This is a genomic window from Serratia sp. TSA_7 (assembly GCF_052692135.1).
The window spans coordinates 283572-298393 of record NZ_JBQZFU010000004.1 but is presented as its reverse complement, the minus strand read 5'-3'; the positions used below and the strand labels follow the sequence as shown (position 1 = coordinate 298393).

The following is a 14822-nucleotide window of genomic DNA, read 5'->3' as shown; positions in this document are numbered from 1 at the left end:
AAGGCGCTGATTATCAGCGCCTTTTTCTATGGAGCGGGGCTCACGGCTTAACTACAACCTGGCCGCCGTTAAACTCCACCACCTGATCGGCGACGATTTTGCAGCGTTTGCGCGTTTCGACTTTGCCGTTCACTTTCACCAACCCTTCGGCGATGACTTCTTTGGCGGCGCCGCCGCTTTCACACCAGCCCTGGAACTTGAGCAGGTCGCACAGTTCGACGTGCGGGTGACTATCCAGATTAAAAGTTTCCATACTGCCTTACTTATTTAGGTTGAACGTCGTGATATTCCTCGCAGGCCTGCAAGGTATTTTGGATCAGTGTAGCAACGGTCATCGGGCCAACGCCACCCGGAACCGGGGTAATGTAGGCTGCACGCTCACTGGCGGCATCGAAATCCACGTCACCGACCACTTTACCACTTTCCAGACGGTTAATGCCGACATCGACCACGATCGCGCCCGGTTTGATCCAATCGCCCGGAATAAAGCCCGGTTTACCGACCGCCACCACCAGCAGATCGGCGTTTTCAATGTGGTGACGCAGATTCTTGGTGAAGCGGTGGGTCACGGTGGTGGTGCAACCGGCCAGCAGCAACTCCATGCTCATCGGGCGGCCAACGATGTTGGATGCGCCAACCACCACGGCATTCAGGCCGTAGGTGTCGATGTTATAACGCTCGAGCAGGGTGACGATGCCGCGCGGGGTGCAGGGGCGCAGCTTCGGCGCGCGCTGGCACAGGCGACCGACGTTGTACGGGTGGAAACCGTCGACGTCTTTATCCGGATGGATACGTTCCAGCACTTTGACGTTATCGATGCCGGCCGGCAGCGGCAACTGCACCAGAATGCCGTCGATTTCGCCGTCGGCGTTCAGTTTGTCGATCAGTGCCAGCAGCTCGGCCTCACTGGTGGTGGCAGGCAGATCGTAAGAGCGGGAAAGGAAGCCCACTTCATCACAGGCGCGGCGCTTACTGGCGACGTAAATCTGTGACGCCGGGTTCTCGCCCACCAGCACGACCGCCAGGCCCGGGGCGCGTTTGCCGGCCGCCAGACGTTGTTTAACTTGCTCAGCCACTTCGTTTCTAACCTGCTGCGCAATCGTTTTACCATCAATAATCTTTGCTGCCATCAGTGAGGAAATCCATCAATTAAGAAAAGCGGGGGATGGCGCTATTTTGTCAGAAGCTGAGCGCGCTGTCAGGCGTTGAATCGCGATCGCCGGCGTTTGCCGGTGGGGATTTACGTTTTTTTTATGCCAACGGAATGATCCTCTACGCCTTTTTTACCGGCTGCTGCGTAAGCTGGCATTATTCATACTGCGGTACGGGAGTAAAAATCATGATGGTCATCGCCCGGTTGCACTCATTGCACCACCCGATTGATAGCCAACCGAAACACGTCGGTGAAACGGTGTTCGACTCTTCTTTGCACCCGGCGGATGTGGCGCAGCTGATTGCGTTGCACCAACTCGCCGTACACAAGGCGCAGCCTTCATGGAGAGCGCGGCTGAACGCGTTGTACCGGGGGCTGAGAGCATGAGAAAACTCGTGGGCATAGGTTTTATGCTGCTGGCGTGGATGCCGTTGGGCCACGCCTCGTTAAATGCTGCACCTGCCAGCGCCGCGCTCAGCCAACAGCTAACGGCGGCCTGCAACCTGCTGACGGCGCAACACGCGGACTGGGGGAATATCAACGCGGTGGTGCGTTCGGCACGCGTTTGCCTGCAACGCCCGGCAGGGCAAGAGCAATCAGAACGCCTTCCCACCACCGCCGATCGCGGCCTGGCCCAGCGCAGCAGCAGCCTGCTGCCGGATCTCACCCAAGATAAATGAAGGCGTTGGCCCAATGGGCGGAACGGGGGATGGGTGAAAAATCGCCATAAAGCACGGCTGCCGCCGTAACGTCATGAAAAGGCATTGACTCAGTGACCTCTGACCGTATAATCCCAACCCGCAACCCCCGGTTGCCGCATCCCAATGCGCCCTTAGCTCAGTTGGATAGAGCAACGGCCTTCTAAGCCGTAGGTCACAGGTTCGAGCCCTGTAGGGCGTACCATTAAATTTCAATGACTTACCTCTGCTCTCCAACAACTACATTTTCCAAAAGTGCCAGATTAGTGACATTGCTCGCCAAGACTTCGTCAATTTTTCTCGCATGTTCGGTTAAATGGGAAGGGGAAAGGTGAGCGTAACGCTGAACCATCTCTATGCTCTCCCAACCTCCCATTTCTTGCAGTGCTGACAGTGGTACTCCCGCCTGAACCAACCAGCTTGCCCAGGTATGTCTCAGATCGTGAAATCGGAAATCAGTAATGCCAGCGCGACGCTTTCCTGTATTCCAGGCTGAGTTATCGTCAACACGCATTTTCCTGACGGCTGGTGTCACTCCGCCACCAGGCCGCTTGCGTGCAGTTGTATGCACAAAAACAAATCTCGAATGCTTGCCAATCTGATCCCTTAGTGTTTTGCATGCAGTGTCATTAAGGGCAACACCAATGGCTTTACCCGCCTTAGCGTTTTCTGGGTGAATCCAGGCTACCTTTCTTTGCATGTCAACCTGTGACCATTCAAGATCTATAATGTTAGAGCGGCGAAGCCCTGTAGCCAGTGCAAACACAACAACAGGGAGGAATTGCTCAGGCATACACCTGAGCAGCGTGGTTGCTTCTTCCTTTGTAAGCCACCTAACTCGCTTGCTAATAGGTTTTCTGACTTTAATCACTGGTGATTTGCGTAGCCATTTCCATTCATCGGCGGCGATTTTCATTAACCCACGCATGAATGATAGATGCTGGCTGCGTGTGGCAGCCGATACAGGCTTGGGTTCATAAACAGGGACTGGCTTCCCTCTCCTTTCCGCCGCTGCTTTTCTCAGCTCCCAACGCTGCCTATGTTTCCTGTTTGGCATCTTGGCAACTGCCGTCATAATCCTATCTTCCGTGATCGACGAGAGATTTTTTCCAGAGAAATGCTGTAGGAAAAACTCTATTTTCGTGCGGTCATCGTCCAGTGATCTCTTTTCCTCTTTCTCAGTTAGCGGAAAGGTTGAACAGCTGCAAAGCGACAACAGCTTGCAGGCTACCACCATTGCTACCCAGTCGTTTCAGTTTCAGCGAGCCAATGCTATCAGCACTGCTGCAAGCCAGTACGGCATAAACACCGACGCGGACACTCAGGGGAAAGAAATTGAATACCGGACGATCCTCAAGAATCAACCGACGTGTGATCTGGCTGTTCCCGCTGCTATTGCTGGTGGGCTGCTCGACTACACGCACCGTATACGTTCCGGCGCAATGTCAGCCGATACCGGCAACGCTGACGCAACCGGTGCTGGCCCCACTGCCTCCGGCACGCTGACCTATTGCCAAGCGGTGCTGTGGATTGACCCGCTGCTTGCGGCCATCGATAAAGCAAACAGCCAGTTGGTGGCAATACGTCAGCTTGAATACGATGGAAATCTTAGGGAAAAATCGCTATCAAAACCGCAACCATTTCCCTAAGTACAATCTGAAAATGATGGTATTGCAGTGCCTGATAGTGCGATTTTTACATCTAACTGATGGCATTTTATTACCTGTAGTAATACACTTCGTAGCATTACGAGTAGGTACAACGTTAGATTCATTTAAGATGCAATGAGCGAATCATTGCATTTTTTGTCAGTAAAACAACAGCAAAGAAGAACGAATGAGCGCTCCAAAGCCAAAATCTAATGAGTGGATTCAGTTGCTTACTCCGTCGCTGCTCGAGGGTAAAAATCTCTTGAGTGAATTTGAGGCCAAGCGAGTGATTGCTGGTTCAAAAAAGCTTCCGGATAGATATCAAGGGCTTGGTATAGAAGGGTTGGTGAAGATTATTTGCGGAGATATTGACGAAGGAGTGGAGCTGTGTGAACGCTCGATACTCCTAGCTCCGCAGGACCAAGTTACATGGGCTAACTATGCATTGGCTTTTGCTAACAAGGGGATTCATAGTAAGCAACTCGAAATTCTCAGACGTGCTGTCGATGCTGTCCGTGAGCCAGAATTGCTCAGCGATGTCATCATAGTCGCGGCTTTCTGGATTGACATGGACCTGTTAAATAAGGTGGTTCCAATGTATATAGCAATGGAAATTCAACCTAGTGAGACGTGTGCAGCAGCAATCTCAACCTTCGACAAGCTCTTATCGTTGGGCGAGCAAGTGAAAGACCTTGAAGAGGTTGCTAAAGCAGTACGGAAAGTTGCCGAAAGGCACAATCTGCCTCCTGTGAGTACACAGGTCGGTGATGATGGTTATGGAATGTTAGCATTCAGTTTCGTTGTAGATACTGATGATGTTGCCTTACTCTCTACTCTTAACGATCAGTTGGTAGAGGAAATGATAGGTAGTGGCCTAGAAACTAGTAATTGTATTGGCTTTTTTGAACCAAAAGGTGAGTAAATGGCCGTAAATTACGATTGTTTTATGGAGCTAGCCAAAGCATCTATGGGCAACACAGGTGAGCAGTGGACTCGTAATGCAGTGAGTCGAGCTTACTATTGCATGTATCACTCTGTTTTGCGGGTGGTTAATGGGCAAGTTCCTTCTCATGATAAAGATGGTAATAAGATTCCAGGCGGCGCCCACGAGCGGTTTTTTAACTACTTATGTGATGGTGATGCGGCGACTGAGCATAAGCTCGACCCGGTCATCCTGAAGAAACTTGGGCTAAAGTTAAAAACTGGTCATTATCATCGGGTTACTGCTGATTATAAGCTTCATCAGAAAGTAAACAAATTAACAGCACAGCAACTTATCAATGAAGCCGAAGAGATCGATAAGTTGGTTTCTGGTTTAAAGAACATAACTGTATAAGAAAACCGCTGAGGCGGTTTTTTTCTTATAATAGGTCTGATTCATATAGCTGGTTTGTATTGCTATATAATCCTCCCCAAAAGAAGTGCCCCATGTCATACAATCTCGGCAATCTACCAAAAGAAGAAATGGATAAAGTAAACGTTGACCTCGCTGCGTCAGGCGTTGCTTACAAAGAGCGCATGGCGCACTACCGCGAGGTGAGCAAAAGGCTTCCCACCGGATCCGCGCCGGTCTATCAGCAAATGGCCGAGGCCAACGGAAAGAAATAAGAACACTCAATCACAACCCGCTACGGCGGGTTTTTTTATGTCAAAACCCGAGGATCAGGCATGGAAACAGACGAGTTAACCGCATCTCAAAAGTTACGAATGGATCTGCTGATGTTATTGAGTTACGACACTGCAGCGACGAAACAGGCCATAGCTTTTGTTAAGGATGATCGGCTGAATTACGAAATGTTTGTGCAGCAGTTCAACCGAGTGACCACCGAAGATGGCGTGGTAGGCCGCACAACTAAAGCGATTCAGGAGTCTGTAGAGGCGCTGGCGATTTTTTCAAACACAGCGGTATAGGCATTGCAGCAGCCATTCAGAGAGTGGCTGATTCAATGTTTAGTCATAGAGCCGTCAGTGGCCTCCCGTTGCTGGCGGCTTTTCATTCTGGAGGATTTTATGGCAAGACCGGATTGGGGGGCACTTCAGAAACAGTTCCTCGCCGACCATGCCAAAACGAACATTTCCCCCAAGGACTGGTGCGAAGCGCGGGACATTAACTACGCTACGGCTCGCCGGTACATCAAGAAGGTATCGTGCCGTAGGCTCACCTGCGGAGATTATGGAGCGTTTTGCTGATCTGCATACCAGTGGACGTACCTCGGTTGCTTGAAGCCGCATTAGAGGCGTATGGAGATATTCCTGAGTGGTTGCTGGCGCACGTCAATGCACTTTCGTTCAGTAGTGATGCTATTTTTGCTGGAATGATCGTTATGCAAGTCTGCTGCGATGATGACATCAGCGCACTGGTGGGGGAGTTGCGGCCCAGCAAAAGAGGAAGGCGGGCTTTTGTTTTCCGCAAAGGCAAGATGCCAGCGAGTGACATTATCGCTATTGGACAGTCTCTGATCACTCACGGCATTATCGGGAAAGCGAAGGTGCGTAAGCTGTAGCGTCATGAGTCGAACACCTACGTGAATGAGTTCAAGGCATTCGAGTACATCAGCGCTGAGCGCAATCACTTCAGCATGCCGCGTGCAGAGGCTGAGCAGCTTACGATGACTGAATTTCAGCAGTTGTTGGTGGCGAAATACCCGGAGCAGAAAGGGTTTGCGCGTGAAGAGTATGACCAGGTCATGGGCGAAGATGAGAAGCGCTGGAAGGCGATGATGGCGAAAGTGTAGCTGAGTTATTTCTTCTCATCAGGAAGAAGGCTGCTTATTTCGTCTAGGCCTGATGCAATATGAGAATATGCTTTCTTTAGCTTCATCAATGCTATGCCAGATTTGTCAGCCCCTGAAATAGCGAAAGAGGATGAAAATTCTGACTGCAAAGCACGCAGCTTTTCTTTGAGTTTTTCGTTTTCTGCTTTTAGCGATTTTATCCTTTCTGGCCCAGTGCTTAGGTCTTCAATAAGAGTTGGCACATATTCTAGAATTACTCCAGATGCCTCTTCAATTTTGATAGACAACTGCAAGCGCATGGCTAGCTCGGCGTTATAGCTCCTGCCGCTATCTGCAGCCTCAGCCTCCAGTTGTTCTCTGAGTTCGTCACTAATCCTCAATGGATATGATGAAGGTCTAGCCATATTGGTGATTCCTTATGATTCATTCTAATGAGTGTATTTTTTTATGGTTGAGTTGACAAATGAATCATATAGAATCATTATTTGTTCGATGACGGTACGGCAACCATTCAAATGGTGAATCAAAATGAATCCACGGAGGGTAAGTGAAATCCCCCCGCACTTAGTACGCATGCCTGCCGACCTGAAAAATTGGTTGAAGGAACAGGCAAAATCGCACGGTAGATCGCTGAATAGTGAAATTGTAAGGGTTCCTACTGAGCGGATGAATCGTTCGGTTGGGCGGATTAAGAATGCGTAGTGTAAACGGCGAAGCCCCAGCTACTTGCGATAGCTGGGGCTTCAGTATCAGTAACCCTTGCGAGAAAACTAACATGAAGATTGTAGCGAATACCGATCTCAATTTCCACGGTGTGATTTTGACGCCGGTAAACGATGCCCTTGACACATGACTAACCGCTTCACAGATTGGTTATGCACTTCAGTACGCTGACGATAAGGCTGTACAGCGTATTTACTCACGGCACGCTGATGAGTTTGCCGACAAAATGACAGGGGTGGTCAATCTGACCACCCCTAGTGGAAAGCAAGCAACCCGTGTTTTTTTGCTGCGCGGAGCGCACTTAATAGCGATGTTTGCCCGCACTTCAATTGCGAAAGAGTTTCGCCGATGGGTGCTGGATATCTTGGATCAGGAAATAGCTCATTCGCCGGAAGAATCACCACTGTATCGCTACTACGTGAAAGCCATCATCAGAGATAACCTGTTTGGTGGCGAAGTGGAGATGTTAGGAAAAGCTGATTCATTCAGAGCGATAGCACGTGGCGACTGATTTAGGGTTTGAACCAACAGGATTTATTAGCCGTCGTCTGGCGACGGAGAAAATTATGCGAAAGCACTGAGAATTTTGCCTCTGACATTGGGCAAATAAAAACCGCCAGTTGCTGCTGGCGGCTTATGTTACTACTGATTGGAGATTTGAATGCAACAATCAACTGCAGTAAATGTAGCAAAGACTATGCATGTTGTCGATCCTGATATGCTTTCAGTGATTGAATGGCGCGGTATACGTGTTGTGACTACTGAGACCCTGGCTAGGGGCTATGGAACTGACGAAGTCAACATACGGAAGAACTTGTCACGCAATAGCGCTCGCTTTGTCGAAGGGGTACATATTTTCACTATTGAAGGTGATGAGTTGAAAGATTTGCGAGTGACTAATAGTCACGCACAAATTTCAAGAATGGTGCGTACCCTGACAATCTGGACTGAGAAGGGGGCCGCCCGGATGTCTAAGATCGTCGACACTGACGAGGCGTGGTCTTTCTTCGAAAAACTGGAGGATTCATACTTTCGTCCTCGTGAGTCTGTAGGTTTGCCATTGACCTATGAACAGGCTCTTGAAGATCTGCTTGTAAAGGTCAAAGAAGCAAGCCTAGTTACCGAACAGCGTGACAGAGCCATAAAGGAACGTCGGTGGATAGGGGAAAAGCGAGAGGCCACGGCAATGGCAACCGCATCTGTAGCGGTGCGTGAGAAGAACAAACTTGCTGAGCGGCTCGGAGAAGGGAAAAATTACGCTGCCATCATCCCGGTAGAGAAGAAGACCGGTGAGAAATTCAAATGGCAGCCGCTGCGTAAGTGGTGCAGAGAGAATGACACCTTACCGCACGATGTGGAAGATCCACGCTTTGGCACGGTGAAGTCATGGCCGCGTGATGCCTGGATGGCTGTGTACGGTGTAGACCTTCGTAAGTTGTTCTAATTCGCTCAATGTTGAGCCTACCTATTCCACCCGCTTAGCTGCGGGTTTTTTCGTTGGTGATGGATATAAGATCAGTTTATGAACCCTCGTTTTGCATGGTAGATTCATCAAAATTGCGTTTTTGGTGAGTTAGCATGGAAGATGAAAATGAACGTCAAAGGCAGATAAAGCAGACCCTTCAAAATAGAATGGAAAGGGTAACTCCTGACCTGCTTTCTGAATTCCTCTTTACTCAGGGCGTTCAGACGTTTCGATGCCTTTTGTGTGGAAGTGAGGACATCGGAATTCCTCAATGTAACGTACATAAATCTGGGCCAGAAGGTAGTTCGTCTGTAACGTTTGTCGATTATATAAAACTAGATGCTAGTGGTCCTCCACATTCCCTGATGCATTATCAATACCGGGTTATCTGCCGTAATTGCGGATTTACCCACCACATAGCAGTTTTGCCGGTGCTAGAATGGGTGGAAGGAGATAAGTCAAATGGCTAATGGAGAAAGAGATAATGGACTTTCTTCCATGGCCGATTACCCAAAATACCAGTGGCATGGCGGAGGTGGTGGAGACGGAAGCGACATGAATAATAGAATGACGCGCATAGAAATTATTGCAGAAAATCAAGCCAAGCTTATGGAGGATGTTCGGCAAGAAATGATTGGTATCCGCAGTGACATCAGGTCATTTGAGAGAAGTTCAAATGATAATGCAAAAGCCTTTGAGCGCCGCGTAGTGGACAAAATGGATGAAAACCATAAGTGGGTGATCGGCCTTGTTATCTCCTCAATTCTCGTTCCCTTGTTCATTGCCTTGATCACCAAGTAAATGCGGGTTTTTTCGTTGTCTACTTCGCACCCTCTGCTACCATGTAACGACTTGTTACTCGTCTACGGGAATTTGTCATGAAGATAGCGTTGCTAGCTATTTTGTTGTCAATGTCGTTGCCGGTGTATGCGGAAGATTGTGTTGGTGAGGCTGAGTATCAAATTTGCACTGATACAAGCACTGAATACAACGGAGATACAACGGTTTCCTCTTATGATACCGAGGGGAATAATTACTCAATCACATCGGGCTCGAGAGAGTACTCTGATGGTGTTTCAGAGTCATTTTCTTCCGATAGTGAAGGCAATAAATACTCAATCAAAAGTTGGTGTGATGATTCTGGGTGCCATTCGTCTGATAGCGATGGTAATACATGTACTATAACAAAAGATGGCCAAACGATAGGATGTTAAGGATTTTCCATGTTAAAAAAAATAATACTTGGTAGCATAGTTATGCTGTTGGTCTTGGCGGCTTTTGTTTATACAAAAATATCCTTTTTCAGCGTCCAACCTATAGGTGCACTACCCGAAGGAGCTACATTTGTAATGTGGCGGAAAGGGAACATGGGGGTGTTTGAAAGTGCGGATGGAATGTGCGTAAAGGCAACGGGAGGAGTTAGCTTGTTGTGCAGAAGCATGATGATTGGAAAAGTACTGGAAAAAGATTCCATAATATTTAAGATGCCTTATATGAAATCACTTTATCTTAAATCAACCAATGGTCAGGAATTTGATCGGTAGCTGGTTGATTAACAAGCCCACCTAAGAGGGCTTTTTGCTTTCTACCCTTTAGTTATTTCATTGGTAAGCCATCCCAGAACCCAACAATGAACTCAGGGTTGAAGGCAATGGAGCTACCCCTGGCGATTCACAGCGTTTAAATCAGAGGCGGTCGGCTCTGTTCCCGACCCGCTAAACCAAATAGCAGCAGTGCCAACAGGGCAATCAAGCCATGAAATAAAAATGCAGCACCATAACCCGATTCCTGAACAACCATCCCCGCCACCACACTGCTTAGCGTGGCGCCAATACCTTGCACGGTCAGTACGGCTGCGAATCCGAGGTTAAAATGTCCTGTCCCTGCCAACAATTTTTCTAGCATCAACGGCGTCAAAATACCCAGTAAGCCGGCACCCAAGCCATCAAGAATTTGTACCGGATAAATCACGTCAAAACTTTGCGCCTGGGCTGCAATCACGCCGCGTACCGGTAATGTGGCCAATGCAAACAACACCATATGACGTAACCCAAAGTGCCGGGCTGCGGCAGGCGCCAATAATGCCCCTGCGATGGCCGAGACTTGCCCGACAATCATGATAATTGCCGTTGTTTTAAAAGGTTGCTCCAGATTCAATGCAAATTGTTGAATCAACAAGCGAGAGATCGGCGCATTACCAAAATGGAACAGCATCAGTGTTAATGCAAAAACCAGCAAAACGCGGTTAGACCATAGAACCTGTAATTGGGAGGGGGGATTGGGCTGCCCCTTTTGTTGCGCTTCACCTTGCCCGCGAGCCACTTCATGATCAATGTGATCGGCATTGATCGATAATGTTGCGAGTACAGTGACTGCGGTGGTCAGGATCATCAGCGTTGCTACCCCGGATAACCCTATTTCACTACTGATCCACCAGGTGCCGATTAACAGGACAATATTGCCGGTGTGGCTCCAGGCCTCATTATGGCTGACCTGTTGACCAAAGTCCTTGCGCCCGACCAGCCCCAGTGAGATAGCAACCATTGCGGGGCCGATAAGCAGTCCTGCCAGAGCTGTTAATGCCTGAGTAGCAAAAACCACAGGTTTGGTTGGCCACAAAATGCAGGCAAAAGCCAACAAGGTGGTCAATATTACCGGCACGATGATCAAACTGCGTTTGAAGCGGGTTGCATCGACCAATGCCCCCGCAGGAATCCCCCCAAGCAGCCCGATAATTCCCCCGGAGGTTGCCAATAATCCCAATTGAAACGGCGTCCAACCTTGGGTAACCAACCAGGCGTCAAGAAATGGCCCCATTCCATCACGGGCATCGGCAAGAAAGAAGTTAAGTGTCGCCAGCGAAACGAGCGTTCGGGTTCGAATATGGGTATGTAGATCACTTAGCATGGTCATTATGACATTCCATGTAGTACCAAGAGCGAGAGCAACAGCGCAGGCGGCATCACCAACGGCCCAGTTTGAAAAACTGAATCATGCCGACATGTAACCCTTCTCGGCGTAATGCGCTTAGCCACAAAATAGTGGACAGCGAACCGGTAACAAGCCAAATCCATAGGCTTGCCCCCATCAGGGAACGCCGCGATACAGAGGTTGAAGTGCCGAGAGATGGGCTCCCACACTAACGGCTTCAAGCGACTGCCCATAATTATTACGTGTCCCCAGCCCCGACGCGGCAAACGGCATTCCGGCTTTAATGGGTATTTGCATACCATTGGGGGGGAAACGCACGATACTTCCGTCGTTGAGGATCACGCCATTGGTCTCACCGCGGGGTCCTGTCAGGAGCGTCTCGATAGCACCTTCAACTTCCAGTTGCTGCAAATTATTCGCACGCAGATGGGGAGGAACCCCTCCATTACCGATAGCCGGTGGTTGATCAACCAGAACACGGCCTGTCGCAACATTGACTATGCTGTCGGCTTTTACTCGTTCCGCCGTTTCCCGATACCCCATGATACGAACGGACTGACCCGGCGAGGCGACCACGGCTAATATGTCCCCCATATGGGGTGGAAAGGCGACGACAATGCCGTTCTCCAGCCGCAAACCATCGACTTCCCCGAAAGGATTGATGAGAAGACGCTGTACCTTGCCTTCCGCTATCGCCGCCAAACCGTTCGAGGCAGTGTTAACCGGGGGTAGAGGCAAGGGTTCAAGAGACACAAGAGGAGGATTGGGTGGGACCTGTGCCATAGCCGGCGCTATTCCACCCAATATAGAGAACAAAGATAAAACCGTAACGGACACGTTCATGATAACTCCCGAGAAAAAACAGCCATGTCTTTTCCTACAGCAAGGAGTGTGCCAAATAAAAAATTAAATTATTCAGTCTGTTAGGTTAAGTGTCTTTTATAAAGTGTCCGTATTCCGGACAGGTTGATGTCCGGAATACGGACACTCCTGCTATTTAATGCCAAAATGTTCAAGCCTACGATAAAGCTGCTGACGCGAAAGGCCAAGCCGACGGGCCGCTTGAGCCCGGTTGTCTCCGGTTGCCGCCAATGCCCGCATAATCATCTCCCGCTCAATGGCCGCCATGGTCTCTTCCAGCGTACCATCCCAGTTCAGCACCGGTCCCGGGCTCTCTACCGGAGAGGCACACAACCCCAGTTGGTTAGGGTCAATAATCGAACCCTGACTGAGCACTGATGCCCTTTTTATGGCATTCTGCAACTCACGCACGTTCCCCGGCCACAGATGCGCCAGCAACACCTGAGCGGCCTGATGGGAAAGACGTTTGGGTGTATCGCCCCCCGAACGTCGTAAAAAATGTTCCGCCAGTAAAATCACGTCTCCCAGGCGTTCACGCAGCGGGGGCAACGTAATGGTGATGACCTGTAGCCGATACCATAAATCTTCACGGAAACTGCCTTCCCGCACCGCCAAAGGCAGATCATGATGCGTAGCGGCAACGATGCGCACCTTCACCGGATAAGTGCGAGCTCCCCCGACGGGAGTGACCTCTCGCTCCTGCAATGTTCGTAAAATTTTCGCTTGTGTCGGTAACGGCATATCACCGATTTCATCCAAAAACAGGGTACCCCCCTCTGCCTCTCGGAATCGCCCAATACGATCCGATATGGCACCGGAAAACGCCCCCTTTACATGCCCAAACAATTCGCTTTCTATCAGATCCGTCGGGATTGCCGAGCAATTTACCGCGATGAAAGGCCCGGTGGAGTACGAACTGTTACGATGTAGCTCGCGGGCCACCAATTCTTTCCCTGTTCCTGTCTCCCCCATAACCAGTACGGTGACATCACTGTTTGCCACCTGGCCAATACGTTTAAAAACCTGTCGCATGGCCTCGCTACTCCCGACCAGATCATCGTCAGGGGATGGCCTCTCGGCAGACGGTTTTGACGCGCTCTGATCTTCCTCGCTCTGCCTCAGGGCACGCATTAGCACCTCTTGCAGCGCAGCCCGGCCAATGGGTTTCGTCAGGTGATCAAAGGCACCCATCCGCATTGCCTCAATGGTATTACCCCCGCTGGCATGCGCCGTTAACATAATGCAGGGCACGCCGGGTGCGAGCCTGCGGGCCTGACGCAGGAAGACCAGTCCGTCATCACCCGGCATGCGTAAATCCACAATAGCGACAGCGACATGACCTGCGCGAAGCTGTTCCAGTCCGGCCAATGTACCGTCCGCCTCTATCGCGTGATGATGCAAATCGGTCACGGCTTCAGCCAGGCTGGCACGGAAAGCGCCATCGTCATCAACAATCAACACACAGGCCATGTCAGCTCCATTTCAAAACGCGCCCCTCGTGCGCAATCGACCAAGTAAATATGTCCACCGTGGGCATGAACAATTTCACGTACCAGCGCCAGACCTAGCCCGGTGCCGCCATGCCGACCTGTGATAAACGGCTTGAACAGCTGAGCCCGCAGCTCTTCGGATACGCCGGGGCCATCATCGGCCACCCACAATAACAAGTTACCGTTATCATTACGTCTGGCCCCCATCTCAATGCGCCCAAGGTCGGAAACATGGGCCAGCGCGTTTAATATCAGATTATCCAGCGCTCGCGCCATTTGTGACGGGTCGAACAATGCGATGCCGTGCATCTGGGAATGCAACTCAGGGGCAATCGTCAGCACCAGTTCAATCTGCCGCTTCTGGGCAGTATCAACATGCACGGTTTTCCTTTCCTGTAACCATGCCTCAATGTTGACTGCGTGGCGTTCAACGCGAAAGGGCTGTGTCAAGGCCAGCAGGCTGGAAACCAACCGGTTTAGCCGTTCCGTTTGCTCTAACACTGCCTGCAAGGCACTTTCTGCCCGTACCAGCCTGATCGCTTCGGGGGCGAGCAACGCATTTTCGGCCTTCATTTGCATAGTGGCGAGCGGATTGCGAATTTCATGCGCCAGCCCGGCGGAAAGCTCACCTAGCGCCGCCAGTTTTTCTGCCTGTGCCAATTCAGCCGACAGGCGTGTAGATTCACGTTGGGCATCAGCCAGGCGTTGCGCATAGTCATTCAGCGCCACCGTCACCCGATCAAGCTCAGGCAGCCCTGATAGTTCGGCGAGGGCCGGTGAGTCGATATTAGTCCGTGATTTGTCCAGGACCTCAGCCAGATGACGTACGCCGCGTGACCAGCGAGTGAGTGCCCAACCCAACCAACCGCCGGATAAGAGTACAAACCCCAGCAAAAGCCCCATTGCCAATACCAACTTATCAAGCGCATCACCGGTGATTGTCGGAACGCGAGATAATGTCCACGCAACCAGCCCCGTATTAGCCTCCATCGGGCAGGCTGAAAAAACGACGGCTTCACGCAGACCTGGACGCAAATCGGTCACGGAACGCCGCCCTTCAAATGCGCGACGGCTTGTTGACTCAATTCGCTCCAATTCAGCACTTGGCGGGTCCTGT

Annotated in this window: 20 protein-coding genes, 1 tRNA gene and 3 pseudogenes; 16 read left to right on the top strand and 8 right to left on the bottom strand. The window is 50.5% G+C overall.

The window, feature by feature from the left end; genetic code table 11:
- Nucleotides 1-40: 40 nt before the first annotated feature.
- Nucleotides 41-253 carry a ribosome-associated protein YbcJ gene (ybcJ, locus tag ACUTQW_RS16510; RefSeq protein ID WP_004949428.1) on the bottom strand — a complete coding sequence of 71 codons (213 nt, stop codon included), beginning with the start codon at nucleotides 251-253 and terminating at the stop codon, nucleotides 41-43.
- Between the two features lie 10 nt (nucleotides 254-263).
- On the bottom strand, nucleotides 264-1130 hold the full coding sequence (gene folD / locus ACUTQW_RS16505) for a bifunctional methylenetetrahydrofolate dehydrogenase/methenyltetrahydrofolate cyclohydrolase FolD (RefSeq protein WP_004949430.1): 867 nt from the start codon (nucleotides 1128-1130) through the stop codon (nucleotides 264-266).
- A 35-nt stretch (nucleotides 1131-1165) separates the two neighbouring features.
- On the opposite strand from folD, the gene ACUTQW_RS16500 reads away from it, so the two are divergent.
- The 3 genes from ACUTQW_RS16500 to ACUTQW_RS16490 all read left to right on the top strand — a co-directional run bounded on the left by ACUTQW_RS16500 (nucleotide 1166) and on the right by ACUTQW_RS16490 (nucleotide 2056).
- Nucleotides 1166-1540, top strand: coding sequence for a hypothetical protein (locus ACUTQW_RS16500; RefSeq protein ID WP_237402099.1), 375 nt, complete (start codon nucleotides 1166-1168; stop codon nucleotides 1538-1540).
- The gene (locus ACUTQW_RS16495; protein WP_232246869.1) at nucleotides 1537-1833 is read left to right on the top strand and encodes a hypothetical protein; all 297 of its coding nucleotides are present in this window, start codon (nucleotides 1537-1539) and stop codon (nucleotides 1831-1833) included. The genes ACUTQW_RS16500 and ACUTQW_RS16495 overlap by 4 nt, the downstream gene beginning before the upstream one ends.
- 146 nt (nucleotides 1834-1979) lie before the next feature.
- Nucleotides 1980-2056: transfer RNA gene (locus tag ACUTQW_RS16490), tRNA-Arg, on the top strand.
- A gap of 15 nt (nucleotides 2057-2071) precedes the next feature.
- On the opposite strand, the pseudogene ACUTQW_RS16485 reads toward ACUTQW_RS16490, so the two are convergent.
- Nucleotides 2072-3037, bottom strand: a pseudogene (locus ACUTQW_RS16485) (tyrosine-type recombinase/integrase); the annotation flags it as partial.
- Here ACUTQW_RS16485 and ACUTQW_RS16480 point away from each other — a divergent pair.
- From ACUTQW_RS16480 to ACUTQW_RS16450, 7 genes and pseudogenes are all read left to right on the top strand, one after another.
- Nucleotides 2940-3500 (top strand): hypothetical protein, encoded by a 561-nt coding sequence (locus ACUTQW_RS16480; protein WP_445654914.1) that lies wholly within the window; start codon nucleotides 2940-2942, stop codon nucleotides 3498-3500. The pseudogene ACUTQW_RS16485 and the gene ACUTQW_RS16480 overlap by 98 nt on opposite strands.
- Nucleotides 3501-3687: 187 nt before the next feature.
- Nucleotides 3688-4422, top strand: coding sequence for a tetratricopeptide repeat protein (locus ACUTQW_RS16475; RefSeq protein WP_445654913.1), 735 nt, complete (start codon nucleotides 3688-3690; stop codon nucleotides 4420-4422).
- On the top strand, nucleotides 4423-4836 hold the full coding sequence (locus ACUTQW_RS16470) for a hypothetical protein (RefSeq protein WP_445654912.1): 414 nt from the start codon (nucleotides 4423-4425) through the stop codon (nucleotides 4834-4836). It abuts the gene before it with no gap.
- 92 nt (nucleotides 4837-4928) lie between these two features.
- Nucleotides 4929-5108: a DNA polymerase III subunit theta gene (locus ACUTQW_RS16465; RefSeq protein WP_445654911.1), complete on the top strand. Its 180-nt coding sequence runs from the start codon at nucleotides 4929-4931 to the stop codon at nucleotides 5106-5108.
- A 60-nt stretch (nucleotides 5109-5168) separates the two neighbouring features.
- Nucleotides 5169-5411: a DUF2560 family protein gene (locus ACUTQW_RS16460; RefSeq protein ID WP_445654910.1), complete on the top strand. Its 243-nt coding sequence runs from the start codon at nucleotides 5169-5171 to the stop codon at nucleotides 5409-5411.
- Between the two features lie 99 nt (nucleotides 5412-5510).
- A pseudogene (locus tag ACUTQW_RS16455) lies at nucleotides 5511-5642 on the top strand (terminase small subunit); the annotation flags it as partial.
- A gap of 59 nt (nucleotides 5643-5701) precedes the next feature.
- Nucleotides 5702-6235, top strand: a pseudogene (locus ACUTQW_RS16450) (DUF6246 family protein).
- A gap of 5 nt (nucleotides 6236-6240) precedes the next feature.
- On the opposite strand, the gene ACUTQW_RS16445 reads toward ACUTQW_RS16450, so the two are convergent.
- Nucleotides 6241-6639: an Arc family DNA-binding protein gene (locus ACUTQW_RS16445; protein ID WP_445654909.1), complete on the bottom strand. Its 399-nt coding sequence runs from the start codon at nucleotides 6637-6639 to the stop codon at nucleotides 6241-6243.
- A 124-nt stretch (nucleotides 6640-6763) separates the two neighbouring features.
- Here ACUTQW_RS16445 and ACUTQW_RS16440 point away from each other — a divergent pair, with 124 nt between their 5' ends.
- From ACUTQW_RS16440 to ACUTQW_RS16415, 6 genes are all read left to right on the top strand, one after another.
- Nucleotides 6764-6937 (top strand): Arc family DNA-binding protein, encoded by a 174-nt coding sequence (locus ACUTQW_RS16440; protein WP_445654908.1) that lies wholly within the window; start codon nucleotides 6764-6766, stop codon nucleotides 6935-6937.
- Between the two features lie 247 nt (nucleotides 6938-7184).
- On the top strand, nucleotides 7185-7469 hold the full coding sequence (locus ACUTQW_RS16435) for a hypothetical protein (RefSeq protein WP_445654907.1): 285 nt from the start codon (nucleotides 7185-7187) through the stop codon (nucleotides 7467-7469).
- Between the two features lie 150 nt (nucleotides 7470-7619).
- Nucleotides 7620-8402, top strand: coding sequence for an ORF6N domain-containing protein (locus ACUTQW_RS16430; protein WP_445654906.1), 783 nt, complete (start codon nucleotides 7620-7622; stop codon nucleotides 8400-8402).
- A gap of 134 nt (nucleotides 8403-8536) precedes the next feature.
- Nucleotides 8537-8893: a hypothetical protein gene (locus ACUTQW_RS16425; protein ID WP_445654905.1), complete on the top strand. Its 357-nt coding sequence runs from the start codon at nucleotides 8537-8539 to the stop codon at nucleotides 8891-8893.
- Complete coding sequence (locus ACUTQW_RS16420) at nucleotides 8886-9224, top strand: hypothetical protein (protein WP_445654904.1); 339 nt, start codon at nucleotides 8886-8888, stop codon at nucleotides 9222-9224. Before ACUTQW_RS16425 ends, ACUTQW_RS16420 begins: the two co-directional genes overlap by 8 nt.
- 422 nt (nucleotides 9225-9646) lie before the next feature.
- Nucleotides 9647-9967, top strand: a complete 321-nt coding sequence (locus ACUTQW_RS16415) for a hypothetical protein (protein WP_445654903.1) — start codon at nucleotides 9647-9649, stop codon at nucleotides 9965-9967.
- Nucleotides 9968-10103: 136 nt separating this feature from the next.
- Here ACUTQW_RS16415 and ACUTQW_RS16410 read toward each other — a convergent pair whose 3' ends face one another.
- From ACUTQW_RS16410 to ACUTQW_RS16395, 4 genes are all read right to left on the bottom strand, one after another.
- A complete protein-coding gene (locus ACUTQW_RS16410; protein WP_445654902.1) occupies nucleotides 10104-11336 on the bottom strand; it encodes an MFS transporter in 1233 nt (410 codons plus the stop codon).
- 174 nt (nucleotides 11337-11510) lie between these two features.
- The gene (locus ACUTQW_RS16405; RefSeq protein WP_445654901.1) at nucleotides 11511-12197 is read right to left on the bottom strand and encodes a hypothetical protein; all 687 of its coding nucleotides are present in this window, start codon (nucleotides 12195-12197) and stop codon (nucleotides 11511-11513) included.
- A gap of 150 nt (nucleotides 12198-12347) precedes the next feature.
- Nucleotides 12348-13685: a sigma-54-dependent transcriptional regulator gene (locus ACUTQW_RS16400; RefSeq protein ID WP_013811838.1), complete on the bottom strand. Its 1338-nt coding sequence runs from the start codon at nucleotides 13683-13685 to the stop codon at nucleotides 12348-12350.
- Nucleotides 13670-14749, bottom strand: a complete 1080-nt coding sequence (locus ACUTQW_RS16395; protein WP_445654900.1) for a sensor histidine kinase — start codon at nucleotides 14747-14749, stop codon at nucleotides 13670-13672. Before ACUTQW_RS16395 ends, ACUTQW_RS16400 begins: the two co-directional genes overlap by 16 nt.
- Nucleotides 14750-14822: the final 73 nt, after the last annotated feature.